We start from the raw sequence: 24901 nt of genomic DNA, 5'->3' as shown, positions 1-24901 counted from the left end.
TAGGCTCCGGGAAGACGTAGATTGGAAGGATGCTAAGGCGTGCTTCCTAGGCTGTGGGAAGACGTAGATTGGAAGGATGCTAAGGCGTGCTTCCTAGGCTCTGGGAAGGATTCTGCGATACTTTGAAGGGAGTACGCTAGAGTCCTTGCAGTCTGTGATCCACGTCCAAAATCGTCTTCCCGGCCATTAGGAATTATGGGCAAGCCGTAGGCGCGTCCCTAGAATTCCTTATGAGCGCGGGATCCAGACTTCACTGGTGTCAGAGCAGGTTCAAAATCACGTCATAGCGGCCTGTCACGTCGGAGCTAACGCCCTTGTTGCAGTGGGGTGATCCACGCCCAAAATCGTCTTCCCGGCCATTAGGAATTATGGACAAGCCGTAGGCGCGTCCCTAGAATTCCTTATGAGCGCGGGATCCATATGAGCGCGGGATCCACAGAAATACTAATGTGACCTTTGACGATTTGGGTAGTATAAAAAATTCTCGGAAATTGGATGGTTCTATAAAAAATTAAGCATAAGAATCGTAAGGGGAGGCCTTAGCTTATTTAGTCGAGATATTTGCTGCTGGCCTACAATTAAGACATAATGATCTCATAGATGATTCTAACTTTTACTAACAGAAAGTTTGAAACCGAGTATTTCTGGGCCGTATTGTACGGTTTCTGCGAGAAGTTCTTATGGTCTAAGAGTTCATCCACATAGGATTGCAACAAGAGTAGCATCCTAATAAGCCAAAATCCTAATTATAAATATTGTTTTTTTGAATTTTTAGAACTATAATAGTAATTACAAATATAAAACAAACTAATATGCAATAAATGAAGCATGTTAGGGTAAATAAAACATAAAAGGGTGGCGACAATGAAAAATCTGAGAATGGTTGTTTCTGTATTTATAGTAGGGTGTATGTTCCAACTTATGTCCAGCAGCACGGTGTTTGGAGGTATCTTAACGAATGCTATAAAATGTGGCGAGAATTTAAAAGTGGTGCTGCACAACGAGAAAAAAATTGAAGAATTTCTTAAAACATTTAAGGGTACATGGAAAGCGAATGTGTGTAAGAATCTTCCAGAACTTGTTTCAAACCAAAGTTGTTGTCGCCCAGAAATACTTAAGGACATTAAAACAGCCGTTCCGTCGTCGGATTACAACAAATTACACAAGATCTGTAAGGATAAAGTGATGGTATATATATTAACTGGTGCAGCAAGTCCTACAAAATAGCATCCCTTCATGGAAGACGGAGATTCATATAACTGCTACGCTAACTTAAGGCTGACGTCTTTTTGCAGAGGGTAAATTCTAGGATGAGGTGTTGCGTGCAAACCCATAAAGACTTCTTAGCTCTTGAAATCATAAGCAATATAAGACAGAAAGCCTTCTCCTCTAGGTATGTATGCTGATTTAGATTTCACCAACTTGCGGGGAGGCTCATTGTTCTTTGCAATCGTCTCTGGGAGGGTGTATTTCTCAAAGTTACCAGAAGTGTTGGAGGCTGATCACGATTATACATAAGGCCAGAGCCTTCTGGAAGGGGGTAGAGTCGCGTGCTTGTGAAGGTGTGGGCACGCCTTTGCAAACGAGATGGGTGTATTACTGCTGTATCCTGGAGGTGAAAGTAGGGTTGCCTCGCTTCTGTATTCGTATGCAGGATGCTCGCCGTGGAAACCAATTCAGATAAAGGACAATCACTCGGACGCCAGAGAGGGGAATTTAAGGTTATGCCCCCATTCACTTTTGGAAAATGAACAAAGGAATTATCCCTAAAGCGTAATATGACAAGATCTCCTTCACGAGATGCTAGAGCTCTTGGAAATCGTACGACGATTTTTCTTACATGAGTGTTCACAAACGTATCTTCATTGGAAGTTGCTGGTGTAAAGTCTCCTCTGTCTGCTCTTGTAGAATTTATATTTATGAATGTGTACACAACCACAAACCCAGCTAATGCAAGCCTCTTCATTATCCTTGTTCCTGGCTAATTATTCCCCGACTTTACTAATTATACATGCTAGATGTATATCCTTCTAGGGCGAATTTGAAAATCACTACAGTAAAAAGTACTGTAGTGGTCTAGCAAATTAGATTTTTCATTTTCAAACGGAAGAGGTGGATGGCTGCATTCACTATTCTGAGTAAAAGTAGGGTACATAACTCAAAAAAGCATGACCAGGAGACGTTTCCAGATCAGCAGACTTGCAATAGAGAATAGTAAACTCTACAGTTCAGTTTGGATTGGGTCATAAGTGCCGTGAGAAGGGATTCAGCTTTCGAGCTGCGTTTGTGGAATTACATCCAGCTGATGGCCCGAAAGATTGAGAATTGATTGGAAGGAAATACATATGAAACGTTTGATTGTGGCATCATTACTTGCATTGGTGGTTAGTGTTGATGGTTATGCGAAACGGAATGCGCCTGATGTTGAGGAGACGGATGGGGGAGGTAATAAGAGAGGGAGAGCAACTTCTTCTTCTTCAGCTGAGCATGACGAAGTAACAAATAAGGAAGATCTGTGGCGTCGTTGGAAGATCCTTGTAGAGTGTTATGGTGCAGATGTTTTTCAGCCTGAATCGTCTGGACTTCCTCCTCTATTATGGCGCGGCGCAGTACAAACTAAGTTGCTGATTAGTGGTAGCAGAGGTTGTCCTGATGAATTAGAAAAGGAGCTTGAGTCCCGTCAATTGACGGACGATTATTTTTCTGGCTGAATTAGATGTATTGATACCACGGTAGAGGGGTTGTCAGAAGTTTTGACTAATCCCGATCTTTTCAAAGCTAAACTGCAAGAATTAAGAAGCAAGTCAGGGGACTTGGAATATGGAGAGGGAACATTTAGATCGTATTTAAATGGTAGGATACAGAGCTTAGATGAATTTAAAGATGGAATGCTGAAGAAGCAGAGCTCAAATGAGTTAAAAGAAGATATTGCTAGTTTTAGAAAGTTCAAGTGACTAGGGACTGTATTAGATTTAAGCGGTGCTCGCCTTTCCAGTCTTCCCATTGTATGTTTTGAATTTATGGGATTATTTTGGGAGGTTGTCTATGCTTCACAAATCCTAACGGATTCATCACGTCGTAGCGTAAGCGAAGACGGATGGGGCGAGTGATGGGTCTTGAACCCACGACCTCCAGATCCACAATCTGGCGCTCTAACCTGCTGAGCTACACCCGCCATAGTCATCCATAGGCTAAAGTCTTTTACCGTTATTGAAGAAAGGGGTCAAGAGGGATCAGAGGTCGGAGACCAGATCAGAGAACAGAAAAGTGCCTTGTAGTGGGGTTATATGTGACAATTTACATCTAGTAGCTGCCATCAGCGAAGCCCTGGATCCCGCGCTCATAAGGAATTCTAGGCGCACGCCTCCGGCTTGCCCATAATTCCTAATGGCCGGGAAGACGGCTTTGGAGCCAATGGCTAGGCCTGCTTCTTCTCTTTGCCCTGAACCTTAATATCCAGCGCGTCTTTGCCCGCGGTGACCGCTATCACAGAACCATCCTCAATGACGCCCTCTAGGATCATGGCGGCCAGAGGGTTTTGAAGATCGTTTTGGATCACCCGCTTGAGGGGGCGGGCCCCATAGATGGGGTCATAGCCCTTATTGGCAATCCATTCCAGTGCCTTGGCGTCCAAGTCCAGCTTTATCTTGCGCTCGGCCAATAAGGCTAGCAAGCGCTTCATTTGAATCTGTACGATGCTCGACATGTCCTTCCGATTCAGGCGATGGAAAAGCAAAATCTCATCCAAACGGTTTAGGAACTCGGGACGGAAGGCAGCCTTGACCACTTCCATCACTTGGTCCTTTACCTTGGCCGAATCTTCTCCTTCTGGTTGATTGGCCAAGATATCGCTGCCCAGGTTGGACGTAAGAATAATAATCGTATTCCGAAAATCCACCGTCCGCCCTTGACTGTCCGTCAGGCGGCCATCATCCAGAACCTGGAGCAACACATTAAACACATCGGGATGGGCCTTTTCCACTTCGTCAAACAGTATGACTTGGTAAGGCCGCCGACGGACCTCTTCGGTCAAGGCACCGCCTTCTTCATAGCCCACGTACCCAGGAGGGGCTCCAATAAGCCGTGCCACCGCATGCATTTCCATATACTCGGACATATCAATGCGCAAAAGGGCATGCTCGTCGCTAAATAGGAATTCGGCCAGGCCTTTCGCCAGCTCGGTCTTTCCAACACCCGTCGGCCCCAAAAAGAGAAAGGAACCCATGGGCCGCTGAGGATCCTGTAGCCCCGATCGTGCCCGTCGAACGGCGTTGCTGATGGCCGTAATGGCCTCATCCTGGCCAATGACACGCACGTGGAGAAGTTCCTCCATTTTCAAAAGTTTATCCCGCTCGCCTTCCAGCATCTTGTCCACAGGAATGCCCGTCCAGCGCGACACAACCGCCGCGACGTCTTGGGAAGTGACTTCTTCTTTGACCACTTCTTTTCCGGAGCCTTTCTCGTCTTCTTGCAGCTTTTTCTCTAGACCAGGGATCGTGGCATAGGCCAGCTCGCCCGCCTTTTGCAAGTTCCCCTCACGTTGAGCAATTTCTAATTCGCTGCGAGCCTGGTCCAGCTCTTCTTTGATCTTTTGAATATTGGTCAGTTTGCTTTTGTGTTCTTGCCACTTGGAAGTCATGGCGGTTGCTTTCTCTTCCAAGTTCGCCAAGTCTTTTTCCAGGGTCTCCAAACGGTCCTTAGAGGCCTTGTCAGTCTCTTTCTTTAAGGCCTCGCGCTCAATCTTCATTTGAATGATCTTGCGATCCAGCTCGTCCAGCTCTTCTGGCTTAGAGTCCACCTCCATGCGCAGGCGGCTGGCCGCTTCGTCAACCAAGTCGATGGCCTTGTCCGGCAAAAAGCGATCGGTGATATAGCGATTGGATAGGGTGGCCGCAGAGACTATGGCCGCGTCTGTAATGCGCACGCCATGGTGAAGTTCGTACTTTTCCTTGAGACCTCGCAATATGGAAATGGCTTCTTCCACCGTGGGCTCAGAAACATAAATGGGCTGAAAGCGGCGGGCGAGGGCGGCATCTTTTTCAATATGTTGGCGATATTCGTCCAGAGTGGTGGCCCCCACACAATGGAGCTCTCCACGGGCCAGGGATGGTTTTAGCATATTGGAGGCATCCATGGCACCATCGGCTTTCCCAGCCCCTACCAGCGTGTGCATTTCGTCGATGAAGAGGATGACTTTCCCGGCTGCCGCTTCAATTTCAGATAGGACCGCCTTCAAGCGCTCTTCAAACTCTCCCCGATATTTTGCCCCCGCAATCAAAGCCCCCAGATCCAGGGATAGCAAGTCTTTATCTCGGAGGCTTTCAGGCACATCTGAATTCACAATGCGAAGGGCTAGGCCTTCAATAATAGCCGTTTTTCCCACACCGGGCTCTCCAATGAGGACCGGATTGTTCTTTGTGCGGCGGGAGAGGACTTGCATGGTCCGGCGAATCTCTTCGTCCCGGCCAATGACGGGATCCAACTTGCCTTCGCGGGCTTCTTCGGTCAGATTACGGGTGTACCTTTTGAGCGCATCATAGCTATCTTCAGCCGTTGCCGAATCAGCCTTACGCCCCTTACGCAGATTGTTAATGGCCGAATTCAGTTCCTGTGGCGTTACACCAGCTGATTTAAGGATTTTAGAGGCTTCGGTCTTGTCAGTGAGCGCGAGAGCCAGGAGGATATATTCGACGGTGACAAACTTGTCGCCGGCTTTCTTGGAAAGCTCTTCGGCCTTTTCAAAGACTTTTGTGATTTCCTGGGAGAGGAAGACTTGGCCTGCACCACTTCCTTCGATAGAGGGTTCCTTTTGAAGGGCTGCCTCAGTGGCCTCTAGAGCTTGTTCTGGATTTCCGCCTGCTTCACTTATAAGACTGGCGGCAAGCCCTTGCTCGTCATCCAGGATGACTTTCAACAGATGCTCTGCTGTAAGCTTTTGGTTATAACTTCTTTGAGCAAGCGTTTGTGCTGATTGGATAAATCCTTTGCAGCGATCCGTATACTTTTCAATATCCATGTGGCTCCCTCCTTACGAAAATGCCACTGACATTGTACTAATTTACGCTCATCTCCACAACCTTGATGACGTCCTTATCTTCGGATTTTTTCTCTGCCTTTTTTGGAAGTTCCTTTTGCTTAGAAGGCTCTTCTCTTACAGGCGGGGGAACATCCATGGGTGGCTGGGCGTTCGTGTCAGCTTGCACGCTTGTGCCAGGCTGAGCGTTTGTCTCAGGCTGAACGTTCGTGTCAGGTTGTGCATTGTCTACAGCCGTTTCGCGACCTTCGTTCAAAAGCCGGAAATAATGATCCGCATGCTGATGAAGTCTTTCTGCCGCGACGCGATCTCCTGAAGAGTGGGCATCTCGTGCCAGCGAAGCGTACTTTTCATATACCTGGTGGGCGGTTCCCCGGATCCGACCTGCAGGTCCATTACTATCAATAGCTTGATTAGGATTCCGTACAGAAGGAGATCTTCTCCCGTTACGAGAACGTCTGGAATTTAATTTCATGTTCCTCACATAAACTGTTGTCATCTACAACGTTGCCTCCAGAAAATATAACATGTGCTCTGGGTAGGTTCAAATGTCGGTGTTGTAGATATTGATTTTCTCAATTATCTGTAAACACTTTAAAAGCAAGTTGCCGAGAAAGCCAAGGTTTTTTTACGCATAACGCAACTTTTTTTGCTTTTTTAGACAGAAACCCCTTTCGATTCCTTTTAAATCAAACAATTGTTTTGCTACCCGTAAGTTGCTTTTTTCAACGATAGGAAGAAGCGATTTGGCCTGCAAGGCTCCCATTTCGATGCAAAAGGTTCCGTTCTCTGTCAAAATATCGGGGATTTGTGGCATCAAAGTTCGATAAGCTTCCAATCCATCGGCGCCTCCATCTAGGGCTAATGGCGGATCAAAAGAACGAACGCTCTTTTCCAGTTTTTCCATGCCCTGTGCACAAATATAGGGCGGGTTGCTGACAATAATATCAAACTGTCCGTCAATTGATGTCGCCCAATCCGACATAGCAAAGCTCGCCCGCCCAGAGAGGCGGAGTTGTGTCGCATTTCTTTTGGCCGTTTGAATGGCTCCACTGCTAAGGTCAACACCGAGGCCCCAACTGTTGGGGAGTTCCGAAAGAAGGGACAACAGAAGGCATCCGGTACCCGTTCCAAGGTCCAAAATTCTGAAAGGTTCCGAGACGGTTTGATTGTTTTCTTTCAAGTCATTCAAGACGCCCTCTACCAGGACCTCCGTATCGGGGCGAGGGTCCAGGGTTTCTTGGGACAAATAGAAGGGAAGACTCCAAAATTCCCGCTCTCCCCTAATTCTAGAGATGGGCTCGTGGTGGGATCGACGGTTGATCATCTGTTGATATGATTGCCATTCGTCTTGATTGATGGGACGCTCTGGATTGGCAAAAACAAAGCCTTTGTCTTTTTTAAGAACAAGGGAGAGCAGCAACCGTGCCTCATGAGGGGGATTTTCAATGCTTGCATTGCGAAGGGCTTCGGCGCCTTTTCTGAGGGCTATATTAATTGTCGGAGTCATCAGGAGAGTTCGGCCAGTCTTTCTACTTGGTCATTGGAGATGAGAGCCTCGATAATCGTATCTAGTTCGGTCCCATCCATAATGGATTCAAGCTTATATAGGGTTAAGTTTATGCGGTGATCAGTGACCCGTCCTTGGGGAAAATTATAGGTGCGGATCCGTTCTGAACGGTCACCACTCCCCACTTGGGATTTGCGGGCGGCAGAGCGTTCTGCCATTACCTTGGCGCGTTCAGCATCGTAAATACGTGAGCGCAAGATCTTCATGGCCTTGGCTTTGTTCTTGTGTTGGGATTTTTCGTCCTGTTGTTGAACGACGATGCCCGTTGGAATGTGCGTAATGCGGACGGCGCTGTCTGTGGTATTCACCGATTGACCTCCTGGCCCGCTGGCCCGAAAAACATCGATGCGGAGGTTTTTTTCTTCCAGGACAATATCTACTTCTTTTGCTTCCGGCAACACGGCGACGGTGGCGGCTGAAGTATGGATTCGGCCCGATGTTTCCGTTTCGGGAACGCGCTGCACCCGATGAACACCGGATTCGAACTTTAGACGAGCAAACACATCACGCCCAGTGACATTGACGCTGGCATCCTTTATGCCTCCAAGGCCCGTCTCGCTGACGTTCATCAGCTCAAACTTCCACTTATGGTTTTCCGCATACCGTTGGTACATGCGGAGCAGATCCGACGCAAACAGAGAGGCCTCCTCGCCGCCGGTTCCTGCCCGAATTTCCAAGATGGCATTTCGCTCATCGTCTTCATCCTTGGGCAAAAGCAGAACCTTTATTTCCTCTTCCAGAACTGGGAAGGACGCTTGAATCTCTGCCTGTTCCTCTTCGGCCAAGGCTTTCATTTCTTCATCAGTTTCCGGATCCTTTAGGATCTCTGCTAGATCCTCATTTTCTTTTTGAACCTTTTTCAGTTGCTGGATTTTTTCACAAAGCGCCGTCATGTCCGAATACTCTTTTGAGAGTTTTGCAAACACTTTGGGATCAGGAGGGGTATCGGTGGCCAAGAGATCTCTCAGCTCCGTATAGCGCTCCAGGACTTTGTCTAACTTTTCGTCAAGATTTGTCATGATTTCCGATCAGCTTTATCTTGGAGATAGCCTACAATGGCGTCCATGGAAAGTGTTTCCTGGGTTCCCGATTGAAAATCTCGCAGCAGGACACTCTGGTTGGCCACTTCGTCCTCTCCAAGCAAAACGGCGCAGGAGGCATTTAGTTTATTGGCCTTTTTCATGCGTTTGCCCAGGTTTCCTTGGAGGATAAGCTCTGCGTAGAGGCCTGCCTTTCGGAACTTGTGCGCAAGGGACAGGGCAATCTTTTCTTCGGCATCCCCAATGGGAATCACCGCAATGGGGGATTGTTTAGCGTGGGCCTGTTCCATCAAAAGGGTCATTCGATCGATGCCGCCAGCCCATCCGATGGAAGGCATGGGTGTGCCACCCATAAAGTCATGCAGGCCGTCATATCGTCCGCCTGCAATAAGGGCTCCCTGGGCGCCCAGGGCGTCGGTGGTGAACTCAAAAGTGGTGTGGCAGTAATAGTCCAAACCTCTGACCAAATGGTGATTGAGCACATAGGGGATTTCCAGCACTTGGAGTCGGTCGAGGACTTGCTGGAAAAGGTCCTTAGAGGCGATGTTCATGTACTCGTCAAAGGTAGGGGCATTTTTGAGGATTTCTTTATCCTCGGGGCTTTTAGAGTCTAGAATGCGCAACGGATTTCGCTCTAGGCGCTCTTGGCTATCTGGGGACAGCTTGCCCTTAAAATCCCTTAGATATGCCACTAGCGCCGCCCGATAAGCCTCGCGACTCTCTGGGTCTCCTAAGCTATTTATTTCCAGTTGTGTCTTATCGCCGATGCCGAGGCTTTTCAAGATGTCGTGGGCCGTGGCGATGACTTCAACTTCTGAGCAGGGGCTTGTGTGCCCGATGGATTCCACACCGAACTGGTGAAATTGACGCAGGCGACCTTTTTGGGGGCGTTCATAGCGGAACATAGGGCCGTGGTAAAAGTACTTTAGGGGCACTTCCTGGAGCAACTTTTCATTATAGATGGCGCGAATGATGGGGGCAGTTCCTTCAGGGCGCAAGACCATGGTTTCGCCATCCCCGCGAGAGACGATGGTAAACATTTCCTTTGAGACAATATCCGATGTCTCGCCCAGGGTGCGTTTGAAGACTGATTCAAATTCCAAGATGGGGGTAGAAATTTCGTCAAAGCCGTACGTTTCAGCTATGCGCAGTGCTGTTTCTGTGAGAAAGCGGTACTTCCTTGCTTGGTCGGGAAGTAAATCGTGGGTTCCACGGACTGGTCGCACAGAATGATCCTCTAGATATCGAACTTATCGAAATTTATACCTTTGACGTAAACCGAGATCCTAGACATTAGGAATAATGATGGTTTTAAAGACTTTCCCTCGATTGGACAAGCAATTTCTGCAAATTAAGTTCTTCGGCGCCGAAATGGAGGCCTGATCAAGCATCCTTCCCACTGCCGTCATCCCGGAGCCTAGGAGGCACGGTCTAGGATCCTTCCCACTGCCGTCATCCCGGAGCCTAGGGAGTACGTTCCAACAGCCACTCAAATCCCGTCATCCCGGAGCCTAGGAACTCTAGACGAGCCGGCGTCTTAAGCCGGTGAGTCTAAGAGTGAGTTGGCATCGCGGGATCCATCTTTCTTCCCTAAGAGTGAGAGACATCCCAGGATTCATAGAGCAGAGATCAAGCCATGGATCCCGCGCTCATAAGGAATTCTAAGGCGCGCCTAAGGCTTGCCCATAATTCCTAATGGCCGGGAAGACGGCTTTGGACTAATGGCTAGAATAACGATTTTTGGATTGCCGGCTGGGAAGACGGTTTCTGGACGTATTCCTTGGGTTGCACGGATTCCAGAGTCTCCCTCTTCCCGGATGCAAGGGAGAACGTCCTAGAAGCCTTCCCACTGCCGTCTTCCCGGAGCCTAGGAACTCTTGACGAACCGGCGTCTTAAGCCGGTGAGTTTAAGAGTGAGTTGGCATCGCGGGATCCATCTTTCTTCCCTAAGAGTGAGAGACATCTCAGGATTCATAGAGCAGAGATCAAGCCATGGATCCCGCGCTCATAAGGAATTCTAAGGCGCGCCTATGGCTTGCCCATAATTCCTAATGGCCGGGAAGACGGTTTCTGGACGTGGATCCTTTCCACTGCCGTCTTCCTGGAGCCTAAGAGCGCGTCCGTGCTTGGCTATAGGCTAACAACTTGTCCGGATCCAAGGGAATATTGTGGACAACGGAACCAGAAGGGCCAATGGGCCGGAGGCGCCGGCCATTCACATAAATTTCCATACCGCCAGCATTGCCTGTGGTCAGGCGTAGGCCGGGTTGTGTAGGCACATTATAGGAACTGCCGGGCTTGAGAGTCCCTGAGTAAATGATTCGGCCTGTTGTGTCTTTAACTTGGAACCAGGTTTCGTCAACAAAATTCAAGAGCACAACCGGCTGTGTGGAAACACCAGCCGATGTCGTCCCATCAGAGCGGCCCGTGAGCATATCAGCCCCATGGCGTGCTGACGAAACACCCTGGGGCATCGCATCAAAATTTGGCTTATGCCATTGGTTCGTGGTGATTTCTGTTGGCTCTTTCCAGCCTCCTTGAGCAAGCGGAGTCTTGGATTCATTCGATGCTGCAGTGCTAGACCCTATTGTTATCGCCTTGCGCCCCCCATTCTCAGCACTAGCGGCTTTATTAGCTGTATTCTTAGCAGCTGCGGCCTTGGCTGCTATAGAGTCACTATCTGCATTCTTAGCGGCTGCGGCTTTGGCTGCTATAGACTCACTATCCGTATTCTCAGCACTAGCGGCTTTATTAGCTGCATTCTTAGCGGCTGCGGCCTTGGCAGCTATAGATTCACTATCTATTGCTTCGGTGGCCCTTACCACATCAGTTGTCACATGCGTAGTACTGGGCAGATTATTTGTTTCCTGTCGTGCCGTTGCTTCTCCCGTAGCTCCCGAAGTGCCTATGCCGGCGTCTCTAAGGGCCGCAACCTCGTCTTGAGTTTTGGCAGGAGGGGCTTCAGCTGTGTTACTCATAGAATCGGGTTCCTGCTCCAATCTATCAATCTCGTCTATTTCAATAAGTTCATCCTCTGGAGCAGAACTTGAATCTACGCTTGCCAAAGTTGTTGGGACAGCCCCTTCTGATGGGGCCGCATTGGACTCGTTGAAAAAGTTTTTTGCCTCAGAAGATGTTCCGTCTATATCCAAGGTAACTTCCTCAGATATGATCTCATCTGAATCAGCTGGCCCTATCTCAGTTTCGGAAATTATAGTTTCATCAAAGGGCCCAACGGCCGTAATAGGCCTGTAATAGGTGTGCCAGACATATGCCAAGAGAACCACTAGGAAAAGAGACAATAAAACCGTGAAGCCTCTGGGGATGCCCCGCTTAGGCAGAGGGGCCGGGAAAATCAGGCTCTCTGGGGACTCCAAGACGATGCCTTCATCCTTAAACACCTGGACCATTTCATCGGCATCTAATTCTAAGAACTCGGCATAGGTTCGGATAAAGCCCACGGCATAGACTTGGCCGGGCAGTTTATCAAATTCACCATCTTCAATGGCTTTTAGGTAATCACGACCAATATTAAGCTGGGTCGCAGCCTTTTCGATCTTAATCTTTCGTTCTTTGCGTCGGGCAGATAAAAGATCCCCAACGTGCTGGGGTTCAAGGACTTCTTCTTCGACTTCTTTCTTCCGCTTTTTTGCCTTATCATCGGGCATTTTGTTTTTATCACTCATTCAAGACGCCTTCTCTAAAATGTCCAAACCTTCAATTAAAATCTTAACATAATTCCCTCAAATTCCGTAAAATAATTGTATGAGCAAAAATCCCACAGGGGAAGGGGGTATTTTAGGGGAAGATTAAGCCTCGTGGAAATGTGTTTATTTGGTGTGGCAGTTTATTATTTATTCTCCAACAGCTCCTATGGCATCAAACACTTTTTTTGAAACATCTTCACATTGATCTTCGGTGTTAGAGCTAAAGTATGAGAGCTTTCTTAGTTCGTACACAGAGTCTCTTTTTACTGCTCCCCCATCATATCCTAATGTTTTAAAATCTGATGCAGGAAGGGTTGAGTGGAAATTTCTATGGAATGTATTTGTTCCTTGAGGAAAGCGGCATAAGTGTGGAGCCTGGTTTTTATATCTGTTTGTACTTAAATCTCTTCCTGTTATGGGATCTAGATCTCTCCAATACATATTTTTGCAAAAGTTCTTGGCAACAGGTGCTTCAAAATATCCACGTAAGTAACTGGGAGGTAGGAAAATTGTTACACTTGGTTTCCCGATGCCAATTTCATCGATGACGTATGTGGTCTTTTCCTTTGCCGATACATTAGCTAAAACCCTTTCAATATCCGTGAGCTCTCTTATGCGACGTTCAAGACTTGAGTAGTTCATTTTCTTTTCAGATAAATCGGAAGTTACTTTCTTCCCAGCATCTATTTCGTTAGTTAACAGCTCTATTTGTGCGTTTTTCTCACTAATTTGTGCATTTTTCCCACTAATTTGTGCATTTTTCTCACTAATTTCTTCGTACAAGGGATTCTTATCGGTATTTATCTCATCTTTTTGAGTCTTCAAATTATTAATCTCGTCCGTTAGATTCTGAATTTTAGTTGTCGATTTAAGATCAGCTTTATTTAAACTATCTATTTCTTTCTTTAAGCTTATTATCATCTTGAATTGGTTTCTTAAGGTTTTGTAGGTATAATATCTTCCTTTGAGTTCATTTAAAGTCGGATGATAATCATAAGCATTATGAGTCACGCATAATAGCGCATTTTGGCCTCCATACTTTTTACTACGTAAATTTGCCTTTGTCGCAGTATTTTCCTGCAATACTTCAGTCAATATTTTTATGCACCATAAGTCATACGAAGATCTGCTAAAAGCCTTAAACACCCAATCCCAACTTGCAGGGTTGATTGTGCTATTTTTATTATGAAGCCATTCAGACGCATGTTTGCTAAAATAACTTGGCATACCAGCATCGTAAGGTATCCCAACTTTACTATTAGCAATAGTATGTGCGATTGTTGTTGATGTCGTTATTATTAAAGCCTTATGAGAGGTGATCGTACTTTTATTTGCGGTTTTTGCGCGATTTGATGATGAAATTTTGCCCAGCTTTTGGTTAATACTTTCTACAAGCGAGCTTAACTTCGTCTGTAAATTCTTTTTTAAATTCTTTAACTGCGTTTTTAAATTCTTTACCTGCGTATTTAAAGTATTTAACTCACGTTCTTTTGTTTCTTTGTCAGACTTGTCGGCTGCATATTTTTTGTCTTGTTTCTTTAGTGCAGCTATTTTTGTTTTCAATTGCTTTGCGTCGTTTTTAAGCTGATCAGGTGTTTTATTATCTAATAACGTTTTTTCTTTTGATTTCAGATCGACCAACGTATTAAATTTATGATTCGTTTGTTCAAGGACATAATCATCGAGCGCATGTTGGAAAGCATCATGCGATAAATAAACCCCATGATCAGCAAGTGCATTTCCAACTGCAGTCCAATTAATGAAAAAGCGGTCGTCTTGGGGTTTGTGAACTTCTACATTGTCGGTACATTCACCGTCACCTTTGCATGTACAAATAAATGATTTATCTTCTTGCGACTCCTCAGCCAAAGTCTTCTCTGTCATGAACATGAGCAAAACAAACGAAAACAATATAAAAATATATTTATCCATGGCCTCCCTCTTTTAACAAGTTTTATTCTCTTGTTAAGTAAATTCTATACTTAAATTAGAACATAAAAAGCAGGCATTGACGAATAAATAAGCAAGTTATTATTTGCATTCAATGAGTTATTCCCTTCGAATCAAGGCCCTGCTAAGCTGCAACCAGATCTAAGCCGCAACTCCATCATTGCCCGCTTCCGGCCCTGTCCGTCCCCCTAAAGTCTCTACCCCGATCCGAGTCTCTAAGGCTTCTAACGCTTGGGCCACAAGCTCTTGGATGATTTCTTGAGCCGATTGTTCGCATTTGACCATCCCCACGCTTTGGCCGGCCATGAGGGATCCGCGCTCTATGTCGCCATCGATGACGGCTTTGCGCAGGCTGCCGGCCCAATAGTGCTCTATTTCCAGTTGGGCTTCCTTTTGATCCAGCTTGCCTTGGTTAAAGCGGTCGATAACTTTTTGTTGGTGGGCGAGGAACTCTTGCGAGCCTTCGTTGGTAATGGCGCGGACGGGGATCACGGGGAACCGGGCGTCCAGCTGGACCGTGGGGAGGGCATCCCGGGCATTGCCGCGAATGAAGGCGCGCTTGAAATTGGGATGGGCAATGCACTCGGTGGCGCAGACAAAGCGTGTGCCCAACTGGCAACCGGAGGCCCCCATTTCCAAATAGGAAACCACGGCTTCTCCACGGCCAATGCCGCCGGCAACAAAGACGGGCACTTGGTTCTTCACGTGGGGCAGAATTTCTTGGACCAAAACGCTGGTGGCAACGGGGCCAATGTGGCCACCGGCTTCCATGCCTTCCAGGATCAGGGCATCCACGCCCATGCGCAAAAGCTTTTTGGCAATGACGAGAGCCGGTGCAAAGCAGACGACTTTGATATTGGCGTCCTTAAGCTTGCTGATAGAGGCGCTGCTGGGCAGGCCGCCGGCAAGGACCACATGAGTGATTTTTTGCTGGATACAAACATCGATCAGCTCATCCAATTGGGGATGCAAAGTAATAAGGTTCACGCCAAAGGGCTTTTGGGTCATGGCCTTAGTGGCCTCGATTTCCTGCTTCAAAAGCTCCGGCGGCATGGATCCTGATGCAATGACCCCAAAGCCGCCAGCATTGGAGATCGCCGAAACCAAATTGCGTTCAGAAATCCAGCTCATGGCCCCGCCCAGGAGGGCATATTCTGTGCCGAGAAAGGCGCGTCCTTTGCCCCAGAGGCTTTTCAATTGGGAAGTGCTTGTTGTCATATTACCCATAGATTTGTCGCGTAACCTTTGCTCTTTGCATGCCAAGCGATCTTGGCCTTTTCATCTGTTTCCTATAGTTCTATACTTTCTCTGCGCTCGCCAATCAAGAAGGAATGAAGATGCCCAAACAAAATGCAACCGTAGATCCAGAGGAAATTAAGCATTTTCAATCACTTGCAAATACTTGGTGGGATGAACAAGGACCTTTCAGAGCCTTGCACAAGATCAATCCGGTTCGTTTGGCTTTTATTAAGACACAGATCGAGGCCATTTTTGGCCAAGTTAAGGGCTTAAAGATTTTAGACATCGGTTGTGGCGGCGGCCTGTTATGTGAGCCTTTGGCCCGACTTGGGGCCCAGGTGACCGGGATCGATGCCACGCCTGAAAATATAGATGTTGCCAAAGCCCATGCTCAGGAAATGGGATTGGATATCGATTATAGAGCTGTGACGTCTCATGACTTGTTGGAGGAGGGGGGCAAAAAAGCTGCCGCCAAGTACGACGTGGTGATTTCCATGGAGGTCTTGGAACATGTGGCGGATCCGGGGGCTTTTTTAGAGAGCTGTTGCGATTTGATGGCACCAGGAGGGCTGATGCTACTTTCGACGCTAAATCGGACACACAAGTCTTATTTGATGGGCATCGTGGCGGCAGAATATATTTTAAATTGGGTGCCAAAGGGGACTCATCAGTGGAAAAAGTTCTTAAAGCCGTCGGAAATTGCCAAGTTTTTGCGACCTAAGGGCGTAAGACCGACTGAACTCAAAGGCATGGGCTATGATGTTTTTACCGATGATTGGTCTTTGACCGACGATCTGAAGGTGAATTACTTAATGGCGGCTCGGGCTGTGGTATAGTATACGTATGTGCTCATAACAGGGAGGCACGACACATGACGAATGGAAGTTCAGCGGCAGCGGCTGGTATGGCTGCGGCTATCAAAGCCGTGAAGGCCATTGGCACTCTCATTGAAATAGATGTGAATGGTTTCAAAATGATTGTTCAGAAGCAAAAGGAACCGGTGGTAGTTATGGCTGAGCCAGGGTTCTTGCGGTTCAACTATCGTTACTTGACCCCTTATAAGGGCCTGAACTTTTATACTTTTAGTAAAACATCGCTACGCTTTGGCGGAAATACTGAACTTATCAAGGTGAAACGCCTCTGGGTTCCATCTGGGATTTAGTTGGTTGTGCGTTCTAGGGTGGGGTGCAACGCCTCAGAGAGACAATCTAACTTCACACGCACTTACTTAGCCCTACTAATATGGTCTATGATCAACTTTTTATTTTCATTCTTACAGTTACTTGTTGGGAATCTCTAAGAAAGTTCTCGACGAGGCCTTAATGAAATCATATGTTGTGCAATGAGAATGAAATTATTAGGAAGGTCATATGAAAGCTACGCATTCAAAGCTTATTTTAACTTTATGTCTTATTTTAAACATAACTTTTTTCATGACAGTTTCAGAGATTGCTTATGGAGGAGACTCTGAGGAATCAACTGATGAACAAAAACCTCGTGTGATTAATGTTCACCAAACAGAAAGTACATCGACGGATGATGTAGACGTTTTGAGAGAAGATATTCAAGATGCACCCCCCAAATTGATAGACATTTTAATGGGAAGGCTTGAATTACATTTAGCTAAGAGAAGGGTTTTAGCTCTAGATGGAGGAGGCATGAGGGGTGCTTTCACGATAAAAGTTTTAGCGCAGCTTGAGCAAGATACAGAGTTACCTATTGGTGAACTATTTAAGGGGAGTATTACGGGAACTTCGACAGGGTCGTTCATCGCCTTAGGATTATTGTCCAGCTACAAAAATGGTCAAGCGAACGCAGGGCCCTATTCTGCGAAAGAAATATTAGAATTTTATAAAACAAGAGCACGACATATGTTTTCAGGTTGTTGCGCTTTTGATAATTGCACCAAATCTCTCGTTTGTCCGACTTCTATCTCTGGGAAACTTCGTTGCTTTTTTAAGAGCATTTTTTCGTGCTGTGGGTGTTGTGGTTGCTGTTATAATTGCGGAGGTCTATGTGGTCCTAAATATACTCGAAAAGCAATCGATGAGGAGTTACAAACTTTATTGGGGACAAAGACTCGGTTAAATGAACTTTTGGGCCCTGTTCAGGTGACAACTTATGATATTAGTCGTGGGGGCGGAGTTGTACGATTGAGCAGTACGGACCCTCAAACGAATCAATATCTTGTTTGGCAAACTGCTGCTGCATCTTCCTCCGCACCAACATATTATCCTTCTGTAGTCATTGGGGACGGTGACATTGTTCCAAAAAGGCTTGGTGTAGATGGAGGCCTTGCGGAAAACACTCCCGTACTTCCAGCTATTGAACAAGCAATTCAATCAACAGGGGATGGAGCTGATATCACGGACTTCACAGTTGTTTCAATAGGTACCGGCCAGGCAGCAGGTGCTTTTAATGATGAGGAGTTGCAGTACGCAGGTGCCGTTTCATGGGCACGTCCGGCGGTTGAAATAAGTATGGAGGGTACAAGTATGGCAACAAATCTGTCCTTCGGTCAGGTTTTTAAACATGCAAATTATTATCGGATACAGTCGGCTCTATCAGAGAGGTTGTTAGAAATGGATAACCCGGATAATGTTGAAGGACTCTTGAAAGAAGCTATAAAAGTGTGTGGAGATCAGGATTCTCAGTATCAGAAGTTCTTGAAAAGATGCAAGGTTGAAAAAGCGTTCATTAGTAATTTTCGTCGATTATATGGGGATTTGGATGACGATGTGTTTATGGAAATGTTATATCAGTTTGTGGAATTAGTTGGCGTTACACACGAAGAAACAAGACTCAAGTTAATTAATTTAACGTCTACTCATGATTCTGTAGTAGAAAAAGGTCCTTTTGCAACTCAGGTTACACATTTTTTTAATGATACGAGGCTTCTAAAGGCGTTAAAACTAGAAATATCTCATTTATTGAAAGGACCTTGATTTGAAGCGCCAGTGTTTCGAGAGTGATCAATTTTTATGGATATAAGTTTTTGATGGACATTTGAATTTAGAGTAGTATCATTTTGTCGAGAGTGGATGAATATTTGAAGGAGGGTGTTATGAACCAGTTGGTATATTTATTTGTGATTATGGGCACTGTAGTGTCTACATTGTCTAGTTCGGCTTTTTCAGGTGAAGGAGATCAACGTAATTCAGGAGATGAGAAACAAACTAGAAGGATCACAAACCACACACAAAAAAAGGACACACCAGATCAAATGTGGGAAAAATATATAGCAAGTAAATCAACAGAAGAACTTGAAAAATTTCATAAAAAAGCCGCAGAAATAACTAAAAGAATTGAAGAAGTAGAAAAGAAGAGGATAAGTGATTCTGTAGACTTGATTAGATCACACTAGGTTAGACGATTTGAACGGATTTCACTATTTTTTGAGGGCTGGCATTCTTGTTGGCGTACGCGTGGGGTGATTCCGCTCGCATCTTTCCGGAGCTAACGAAGTACTTTGTGTCCATATCTCCGCGCCTCTCTTCTCGGAGCCCTGGATCCCGCGCTCATCCGTCTTCGCTTCCGCCTTCTCTGCGCTATGGCGGACAGGCCGCTACGACGTGATTTTGAAGTTTCCCTGATTCCTGCAGTATGGATCCCGCGCTCATAAGGCATTCTAGCGCGCGCCTCCGGCTTGCTAAGAATCCCTAATGGCCGGGAAGACGAGTTTTGGACGTGTTCCTTGGACTACAAGGATTCCAGAGTCTCCGTCTTCCCGGAGTCTAAGGAGTACGTTCTAACATCCTTCCCACAGCCGTCTTCCCGGAGCCTAGGAACTCTAGTCGAACCGGCGTCTTAAGCCGGAGAGGCTTAGAGTGAGTTGGCATCGCGGGATCCACCTTTTTCTTATGAGCACGGGATCCATCTTTCACGTGAGTTGGCATCGCGGGATCCATAAAAACAGATCCATAAAAACAGATTCCAGAGAACGGAAATCAGAGCTCAGAAAAGCGCCTGTAACAACGATTATACTGACATTTGACTCACATTCCATCACGCCAATAACGGACCATGTTCCCAACAACACACCATTTTCCCACAAACAATAGCGCCTCCATTAACAACGCAAAAAACCAAACAAATTGCATAATCAAATTGAAATATATCTAATATATATAGAAGTAAATATAAATCATTTTAAAGTAAAAAAGAGTTGACCTTACTTGTTGGTAGTGTAATTAATTCGAAATATATAGGCCATAGTTTAGGGTGTCGAGTCGTTAGGAAGGGTATAGAAATGTTAAATGTAGTTCGTTACGTTGTTTTGTTATTGGGTATTGTGGTCCTTACGGGAAGTCACGTAACCGCGTCTAAGGTGGCACGTTCAGATGGGCAAAAGTCCGCTGACTCTAAATCAGTTGATAAGTACTATAAGACTTTTGTGAAGCCAATAAGGCTATTTGCCTCAGATTTTATCAAATTCCCGCAAGGGTTGGTGACGGCAGAGTTTGAAGCGACAGAATCCATAAAAGGGATCAAGGATCGCCCAAGCCATCGCATTCAAGAGAGTGTGACGTGGGCCCAGGTGGCGGATTATGTTAAGAAGAACGATTTGTATGCGGTTGTGGTCATATCTGCGTTCGTTGAAAAGGAAGGGCGGCTCACGCAAGTATTTGCGCCGGGCTCCCTTAAGGCAGCGGGGAACAAAATTAGTTTTGGTGCATTAGCAGCCTATGAGGAAGACGATACCAAGGATTGGGTGAAAATGGTGAAGGATCCCAAGGCAGTTGTTGAGTTCACGGTCATTACATACAAGCACGATGGGGAAGCCAATTACATCGTTTATCCCAAGAGCATGACTGTCTCGTCGACATCAAAAGTGCCAACGGCAAAAGACCCGACACCAAAAGATGATGAGAGATCTTTCCAGATTGCGGCTCAAGATTGTGATGTGTTGTCGCTGACTTATTCCCATAAGGGCGATGAAAAGAAATTGCTTGTGGCAAAGATGGACAATGCCGATTTTGCCAAAGAGTGGGTTAAGAGCACGGATCCGACCTCCTTTTACATGCGGCCTCCTAATGGTTTCTTGACGGCTAAGAATGAGAAGGGCGATGATGTCTCCCTTGGCATAAACATTAAGCATGTTTCAGATGCTGCTAGCATCGATATGGAGGCAGACCTCCTCAGCGATAGCGATTCGGCCAGAGAAGTTTTGAAGAGTCTGGAAGGAAAGCCTTTGAGTGGGGCAGGTTCATCCGTGTTTGTGGATTACTCTTGGGGTAGGAAGTATACCAGATTTGGAAGGTAGCAACTTGATTTGCCTTACTCAGAAAAAATTGCTTCCTAACGCAATTTTGTAATTTTTACAAAATTAGAGGAAGGAAATGATGTATATGACTAGATTAATTATAGCAATTATGTGGTTTGGGCTATTTGTTTGTAATGCGTCCTTTGCTTTCAATTATTGTAATAATCAGGAGGAAATAGATTTAGCAGCTAGTAGAAATCCTCACATGGATGACAGACTCCAAAAATTGGAGGATGTACTCAACTCTGACACTATAAAACGAGAATACTTGCAATTACCAGAAACTTACAATCGAATGAGCCGACTGGTGTTATCATACGAAAAAATCTTGACTAAAAGCCCAAAATTGCAAGTTTTTTTTGATGTTTTTTCTAAAGCAATTAATAACAGAAAATCTAGTATCTTTAATGCAGAAACTACATTAAAAGAAGAAATTGTAACTTGGATAACTTCTGGAGTTCTTGGTGGGTTTTCGGCCTATGCTATTTCAGTTATCTTTGAGGAAGATGATTCAATTGGTACTATATTAAACATTACTAATCAAGATGATGCAAACGTGGTTGGCGTAACTGCATTGATCATGGTTCTTTTCCCAGAAATAGTCTCTATGAAATCAAGCTTAGATCATTTAAAGGAGAGTCCAAAACATAAAAATCATTGTTTCTCCCTAGAACTAAAAGATTCCTCTAGAAAAAACAACAGATCAATCATAAGACGCGTAGGGGATGCTGGACTGAGGATATTATCTGCCCTATTAGCTTTAAAAGTCGGAAGCGTTTATCTAGACTCTTCTGCCGATTCAGCCTTTGTCAAAGCAGTATCTGTAATTTGTTTAGGATTCTCACGTTGGAATGCAATATATCGGAATGGTTCGGAGGGACTTAATGGATTATGGGACAGATTTTCACAGGGCCCTAGTCCAATAAAGAAGAAAAGAATCGACATAAAGAAATCTTTTGCAAACTCAGCTCGGAAAGTAGGGACGTTACCTAATGAAGAAGTATTAAATCTGTATAAGTTACTATCAGCTCATAGAATATATGGAGCAAAACATGCGAACTCAGGAGCACACAATTTAGCCCTCATGAGCGAACTTCATGATATAGATGTAGAGGGTTTTCATACTAAGAAGCCAAACTCATGGAAAACCAAAGCGTTTATATCTGCACGTGTCGTGGGGGCCATATTCGGCCTAGCATCCTCGTATGCGGGATTTATTGCAGCAAGATATGTTATAAAAGTACTTCAGAGTCAAGTTGGACTTGTTTCGAAAGATGCTCCTATATCTTTTGATCCTTATCCAGAAATAACATACCCGTACGCATCGCTCATGACTGCATATGGCCTTAAGGGGGCTGTGACCTTTTCTCGAATGACAGGAAATCTGTTTAATCGCATTTCGGGATATAATCCCAATGAGGTAGAAGAGGTAATAGAGTATGAGTACAAAGAGCGACACAGGAAAAAGAGGGCAGTGCTGGACGTTGCTTCTTATCTAGCCTCGGTCTACCTTTCACTTCCTACGTCGCTGTTGCCAATTCATGCACAGTTTGATGCTGGAGTTGAACGATTGCTAGTGGATGGATACACTACAGAACAAATAAACAATCTTAGTATAAATCAACTATTCGACTTGCTTTTAGAGCGTCAATATATTGAGTTTGGATCGGTTTGGCCGTTGATGTTAACGGATGGTGTGGAAATGCACGAAGTTTTTGGTCAAAAATGTCAAGATGTGATTACAAATATTGATAGGATACGCCAAAGGAATAAGAGATACGATGAACATTATCGAATGAATAGCTCTCTCTTTACAGATTCTGACTACGTGCAGATGCGTGATGAAATTAGTGATATGCTTTACAAGGCATCACTATTTGTCACAAAGGCAAGTGATGACACCATTGTGAATTTATATAGCGCTCTCGAGACTGTCCGGAGCAGCAAGATGAAAATGAAAGAGGGAGAGTTTCCGCAGCCTGATGCTGATAACATCTCAGAGTTACGTACAGAGATGGAGACACAGATCAATATAGAGGTTAGCAATCATGAATCAGTCCAAGAAAGTGTTTTAAATGATTTAGAATTGGGAGATTATTGGGAAATTTCGGAGGAAGAACCAGAAGATCTTTGGACAGCATGTTGGGGAGGTTTAAAAATGATCTGTGGCGGCATAAAAGGCTGTTGTTCTCGCAACTCGAAAGGTCCTAGCAATTCTAACTCTTCTTTTAGTTTAAGTAAACGGCTCCTTGATGAAAATCTCACGAGCTCAAACGATAATATTCCTATGAAAGAGCTATCAAGCTATCCTAAATACGCCCCCCCAGCTACTTCTAGCTCCAGCGGAACTGAAGGCACTTCCTCTGACAGCACAGGATCCTCGCCCAGTTCAAAGTCTTATAATTCAGAAGCATCCAGCTCACCAAATGAGGCAGAGTTTGTACCAGATGAATACTGGAAGGATGCTGATGCTGCCTAGCACAAAAATAGTGGGACAAGACAAGTCATAACGATAGCTGCCTGCTCCCGAGATAACAGTCGCCCAATAACACACTTATTTTCTTTTGTCCTCGTTTTGCTCTCGTGATGATAACTATCTAAATTTTAGTCCTATCACATACCCCTCCTCAATCTCCACACGCCTCATATAAAAATCCCACCGGATGGGGGAAGAATCATGCCGGTGGGTAAGTAAAAGGTGGTGTCACCAAGTAGCACACATGAATTTGGAAAAGCTTGAAAGTTAGTGCCGAAAGCGGACAAGCCTTCCTAATTCATGTTTCATTAAAGGCATTTTTTTGATCTTATTCAAGCAGTATGATTAGATGCTTTTAGCTAATTATTCGCTAGAAAAGAAAAAGACTATTTGCTTGAGAGGGTTGTGTTTATACTGACGATTCAGGGGGTGCTAAAAAAATATGGCTTCGATTTTTATCTAAGAATTTCCCTTTGGACTCTATTTCCCTGGATTCCAGATCATAAAGAACCCTAGGGCGCGCTTACGGCTGCGAAGAATTCTGAATTGCATAAAATCATAATTGCACATACACACTCATAACACCTTACCACAAAAGACACACATTCCGCCCTGCCACAAATCCACAAGATTCACGGCCCCTTAGCTAAGTTTTTGACAGGCGTACCAGACTGTGGAGTTGGCCACCCCAAAATGGTCGGCAATTTTTTTCATAGAGGCCTCGGGGTTGGCTTCCATGTAGGCCTTGAGTTCTTCACGGTTGAGTCTGAATGGGGCCTTGGGGCCGGGCTTTTTAATAAGCAGCGGGTCTTCGGCCTTCAGCCAGTTGCAGAGACAAATGCGCGTGATGCCAACGCGCCGAGCAGCTTCCGACTTGCTGACGCCAGACGCAACCAGATCTAAAACCTTCTTTCGCACCTCAGTACTATAAGACATTTTTCACCCCCAATCATTCCTTAACACATACCACCAAACATAAGAGTGCAGAAGCGATTTGTGCGTTTCTGACCGTCTTTTAAAAAAAAGCATGTGGAAAAATATTCCCCGCTCGTCCATACAAAAAGCACATGAAACCACAGCAGCCCCCTAAGAAAAACCACCGGGACTGGGGAGAGTTCCCGGTGGAAGTTAAATCTGGTTCATATAACAAAAATTAGAACCATCGGTTCACATGACACATAACTCTTAAGAACTAGAACTCTCAAGACAGTATTCAATTGTTATTAAATGAAAAAAAGCGGTTGCATTCAATATCAATAATTAGATGTCGGCATCTAAACATTAGATGGATCAAGTTGAATTTCTTCAGGATGCCTGCTGGAAGGTCTTTTGGGCACTTTCTATTAGACAAAGTATCAGAAAAATAGATCTTATTTTTCGCTTTTTAGACGGCGATATACACTCGTATCTTAAATTAAGATCAAGTAATATTGGCATGAAACACAATAAAAATGCATAAAACACTGATAATTATTTTCTTTAACCTGGGTATGCGGTTTACTCCACAAGCAAGATCACGTATGCAGCTGTGTCCACTAGCCACCAACTCCCGCTAGCAATTTAGCTGGGACTGGGTCGATTTCAAGTGCCTGTTGAATTAATCTATAAAACAATTTTCCTCT

Annotated in this window: 20 protein-coding genes, 1 tRNA gene and 1 pseudogene; 10 read left to right on the top strand and 12 right to left on the bottom strand. The window is 45.3% G+C overall.

The genetic code is table 11. The features are described from left to right. Positions 1–879: 879 nt before the first annotated feature. Complete coding sequence (locus HOL16_03405) at positions 880–1227, top strand: hypothetical protein (GenBank protein ID MBT5389741.1); 348 nt, start codon at positions 880–882, stop codon at positions 1225–1227. A gap of 187 nt (positions 1228–1414) precedes the next feature. Here the strand turns inward: HOL16_03405 and HOL16_03400 are convergent, their stop codons facing one another. Continuing rightward, a complete protein-coding gene (locus HOL16_03400) occupies positions 1415–1966 on the bottom strand; it encodes a hypothetical protein (protein ID MBT5389740.1) in 552 nt (183 codons plus the stop codon). A gap of 379 nt (positions 1967–2345) precedes the next feature. Between HOL16_03400 and HOL16_03395 the strand changes: the two genes are divergently transcribed. Together HOL16_03395 and HOL16_03390 are read left to right on the top strand one after the other, a co-directional pair. Beyond that, positions 2346–2711 (top strand): hypothetical protein, encoded by a 366-nt coding sequence (locus HOL16_03395; protein MBT5389739.1) that lies wholly within the window; start codon positions 2346–2348, stop codon positions 2709–2711. Between the two features lie 42 nt (positions 2712–2753). Then, complete coding sequence (locus HOL16_03390) at positions 2754–2954, top strand: hypothetical protein (protein ID MBT5389738.1); 201 nt, start codon at positions 2754–2756, stop codon at positions 2952–2954. Positions 2955–3098: 144 nt separating this feature from the next. Here HOL16_03390 and HOL16_03385 read toward each other — a convergent pair. The 6 genes from HOL16_03385 to HOL16_03360 all read right to left on the bottom strand — a co-directional run bounded on the left by HOL16_03385 (position 3099) and on the right by HOL16_03360 (position 9870). Continuing rightward, positions 3099–3175 (bottom strand) — tRNA-His (locus tag HOL16_03385). A gap of 243 nt (positions 3176–3418) precedes the next feature. Beyond that, on the bottom strand, positions 3419–6016 hold the full coding sequence (gene clpB / locus HOL16_03380; protein ID MBT5389737.1) for an ATP-dependent chaperone ClpB: 2598 nt from the start codon (positions 6014–6016) through the stop codon (positions 3419–3421). A 37-nt stretch (positions 6017–6053) separates the two neighbouring features. Beyond that, entirely contained in the window at positions 6054–6533 is a 480-nt protein-coding gene (locus HOL16_03375) for a DUF4167 domain-containing protein (GenBank protein ID MBT5389736.1), read from the bottom strand. A 129-nt stretch (positions 6534–6662) separates the two neighbouring features. Further along, positions 6663–7544 carry a peptide chain release factor N(5)-glutamine methyltransferase gene (gene prmC, locus HOL16_03370; protein MBT5389735.1) on the bottom strand — a complete coding sequence of 294 codons (882 nt, stop codon included), beginning with the start codon at positions 7542–7544 and terminating at the stop codon, positions 6663–6665. Further along, positions 7544–8623 (bottom strand): peptide chain release factor 1, encoded by a 1080-nt coding sequence (gene prfA, locus HOL16_03365; protein MBT5389734.1) that lies wholly within the window; start codon positions 8621–8623, stop codon positions 7544–7546. Before prfA ends, prmC begins: the two co-directional genes overlap by 1 nt. Beyond that, positions 8620–9870, bottom strand: a complete 1251-nt coding sequence (locus HOL16_03360; GenBank protein MBT5389733.1) for a histidine--tRNA ligase — start codon at positions 9868–9870, stop codon at positions 8620–8622. The genes prfA and HOL16_03360 overlap by 4 nt, the downstream gene beginning before the upstream one ends. A gap of 453 nt (positions 9871–10323) precedes the next feature. Between HOL16_03360 and HOL16_03355 the strand changes: the two genes are divergently transcribed. Then, positions 10324–10482 (top strand): hypothetical protein, encoded by a 159-nt coding sequence (locus HOL16_03355; protein ID MBT5389732.1) that lies wholly within the window; start codon positions 10324–10326, stop codon positions 10480–10482. Positions 10483–10752: 270 nt separating this feature from the next. Here HOL16_03355 and HOL16_03350 read toward each other — a convergent pair whose 3' ends face one another. From HOL16_03350 to HOL16_03340, 3 genes are all read right to left on the bottom strand, one after another. Next, positions 10753–12330: a DUF4115 domain-containing protein gene (locus tag HOL16_03350; protein MBT5389731.1), complete on the bottom strand. Its 1578-nt coding sequence runs from the start codon at positions 12328–12330 to the stop codon at positions 10753–10755. A gap of 168 nt (positions 12331–12498) precedes the next feature. After that, positions 12499–14283 (bottom strand): hypothetical protein, encoded by a 1785-nt coding sequence (locus HOL16_03345; GenBank protein ID MBT5389730.1) that lies wholly within the window; start codon positions 14281–14283, stop codon positions 12499–12501. A 159-nt stretch (positions 14284–14442) separates the two neighbouring features. Further along, positions 14443–15519 carry a 2-nitropropane dioxygenase gene (locus HOL16_03340; GenBank protein MBT5389729.1) on the bottom strand — a complete coding sequence of 359 codons (1077 nt, stop codon included), beginning with the start codon at positions 15517–15519 and terminating at the stop codon, positions 14443–14445. Between the two features lie 113 nt (positions 15520–15632). Between HOL16_03340 and ubiG the strand changes: the two genes are divergently transcribed. The 4 genes from ubiG to HOL16_03320 all read left to right on the top strand — a co-directional run bounded on the left by ubiG (position 15633) and on the right by HOL16_03320 (position 18904). Continuing rightward, positions 15633–16376, top strand: a complete 744-nt coding sequence (gene ubiG, locus HOL16_03335; protein MBT5389728.1) for a bifunctional 2-polyprenyl-6-hydroxyphenol methylase/3-demethylubiquinol 3-O-methyltransferase UbiG — start codon at positions 15633–15635, stop codon at positions 16374–16376. Between the two features lie 35 nt (positions 16377–16411). Next, positions 16412–16702, top strand: coding sequence for a hypothetical protein (locus tag HOL16_03330; GenBank protein ID MBT5389727.1), 291 nt, complete (start codon positions 16412–16414; stop codon positions 16700–16702). A 208-nt stretch (positions 16703–16910) separates the two neighbouring features. Continuing rightward, entirely contained in the window at positions 16911–18485 is a 1575-nt protein-coding gene (locus HOL16_03325) for a patatin-like phospholipase family protein (GenBank protein MBT5389726.1), read from the top strand. Between the two features lie 92 nt (positions 18486–18577). Beyond that, positions 18578–18904: a hypothetical protein gene (locus HOL16_03320; protein ID MBT5389725.1), complete on the top strand. Its 327-nt coding sequence runs from the start codon at positions 18578–18580 to the stop codon at positions 18902–18904. Between the two features lie 370 nt (positions 18905–19274). On the opposite strand, the gene HOL16_03315 is transcribed toward HOL16_03320, so the two are convergent. Beyond that, positions 19275–19448, bottom strand: coding sequence for a hypothetical protein (locus tag HOL16_03315; GenBank protein ID MBT5389724.1), 174 nt, complete (start codon positions 19446–19448; stop codon positions 19275–19277). Positions 19449–19789: 341 nt separating this feature from the next. Here HOL16_03315 and HOL16_03310 point away from each other — a divergent pair, with 341 nt between their 5' ends. Beyond that, a complete protein-coding gene (locus tag HOL16_03310) occupies positions 19790–20803 on the top strand; it encodes a hypothetical protein (protein ID MBT5389723.1) in 1014 nt (337 codons plus the stop codon). Positions 20804–20888: 85 nt separating this feature from the next. Then, entirely contained in the window at positions 20889–23282 is a 2394-nt protein-coding gene (locus HOL16_03305; GenBank protein ID MBT5389722.1) for a hypothetical protein, read from the top strand. Between the two features lie 639 nt (positions 23283–23921). Here HOL16_03305 and HOL16_03300 read toward each other — a convergent pair. Then, a pseudogene (locus HOL16_03300) lies at positions 23922–24215 on the bottom strand (winged helix-turn-helix transcriptional regulator). Between the last annotated feature and the right edge of the window lie 686 nt (positions 24216–24901).

This window comes from Alphaproteobacteria bacterium (genome assembly GCA_018662925.1).
In the GTDB taxonomy this organism is placed as follows: Bacteria; Pseudomonadota; Alphaproteobacteria; order 16-39-46; family JABJFC01; genus JABJFC01.
This window is presented reverse-complemented; position numbering and strand designations above follow the sequence as displayed.

What these genes read in the sequence shown, in the direction of transcription:
- HOL16_03405 (MBT5389741.1), top strand. Translation starts at nt 880, where the DNA reads ATGGTTGTTTCTGTATTTATAGTAGGGTGTATGTTCCAACTTATGTCC.
- HOL16_03400 (MBT5389740.1), bottom strand. Translation starts at nt 1,966, where the DNA reads ATGAAGAGGCTTGCATTAGCTGGGTTTGTGGTTGTGTACACATTCATA.
- HOL16_03395 (MBT5389739.1), top strand. Translation starts at nt 2,346, where the DNA reads ATGAAACGTTTGATTGTGGCATCATTACTTGCATTGGTGGTTAGTGTT.
- clpB (MBT5389737.1), bottom strand. Translation starts at nt 6,016, where the DNA reads ATGGATATTGAAAAGTATACGGATCGCTGCAAAGGATTTATCCAATCA.
- HOL16_03375 (MBT5389736.1), bottom strand. Translation starts at nt 6,533, where the DNA reads ATGACAACAGTTTATGTGAGGAACATGAAATTAAATTCCAGACGTTCT.
- prmC (MBT5389735.1), bottom strand. Translation starts at nt 7,544, where the DNA reads ATGACTCCGACAATTAATATAGCCCTCAGAAAAGGCGCCGAAGCCCTT.
- prfA (MBT5389734.1), bottom strand. Translation starts at nt 8,623, where the DNA reads ATGACAAATCTTGACGAAAAGTTAGACAAAGTCCTGGAGCGCTATACG.
- HOL16_03350 (MBT5389731.1), bottom strand. Translation starts at nt 12,330, where the DNA reads ATGAGTGATAAAAACAAAATGCCCGATGATAAGGCAAAAAAGCGGAAG.
- HOL16_03345 (MBT5389730.1), bottom strand. Translation starts at nt 14,283, where the DNA reads ATGGATAAATATATTTTTATATTGTTTTCGTTTGTTTTGCTCATGTTC.
- HOL16_03340 (MBT5389729.1), bottom strand. Translation starts at nt 15,519, where the DNA reads ATGACAACAAGCACTTCCCAATTGAAAAGCCTCTGGGGCAAAGGACGC.
- ubiG (MBT5389728.1), top strand. Translation starts at nt 15,633, where the DNA reads ATGAAGATGCCCAAACAAAATGCAACCGTAGATCCAGAGGAAATTAAG.
- HOL16_03330 (MBT5389727.1), top strand. Translation starts at nt 16,412, where the DNA reads ATGACGAATGGAAGTTCAGCGGCAGCGGCTGGTATGGCTGCGGCTATC.
- HOL16_03325 (MBT5389726.1), top strand. Translation starts at nt 16,911, where the DNA reads ATGAAAGCTACGCATTCAAAGCTTATTTTAACTTTATGTCTTATTTTA.
- HOL16_03315 (MBT5389724.1), bottom strand. Translation starts at nt 19,448, where the DNA reads ATGGATCCCGCGATGCCAACTCACGTGAAAGATGGATCCCGTGCTCAT.
- HOL16_03310 (MBT5389723.1), top strand. Translation starts at nt 19,790, where the DNA reads ATGTTAAATGTAGTTCGTTACGTTGTTTTGTTATTGGGTATTGTGGTC.
- HOL16_03305 (MBT5389722.1), top strand. Translation starts at nt 20,889, where the DNA reads ATGACTAGATTAATTATAGCAATTATGTGGTTTGGGCTATTTGTTTGT.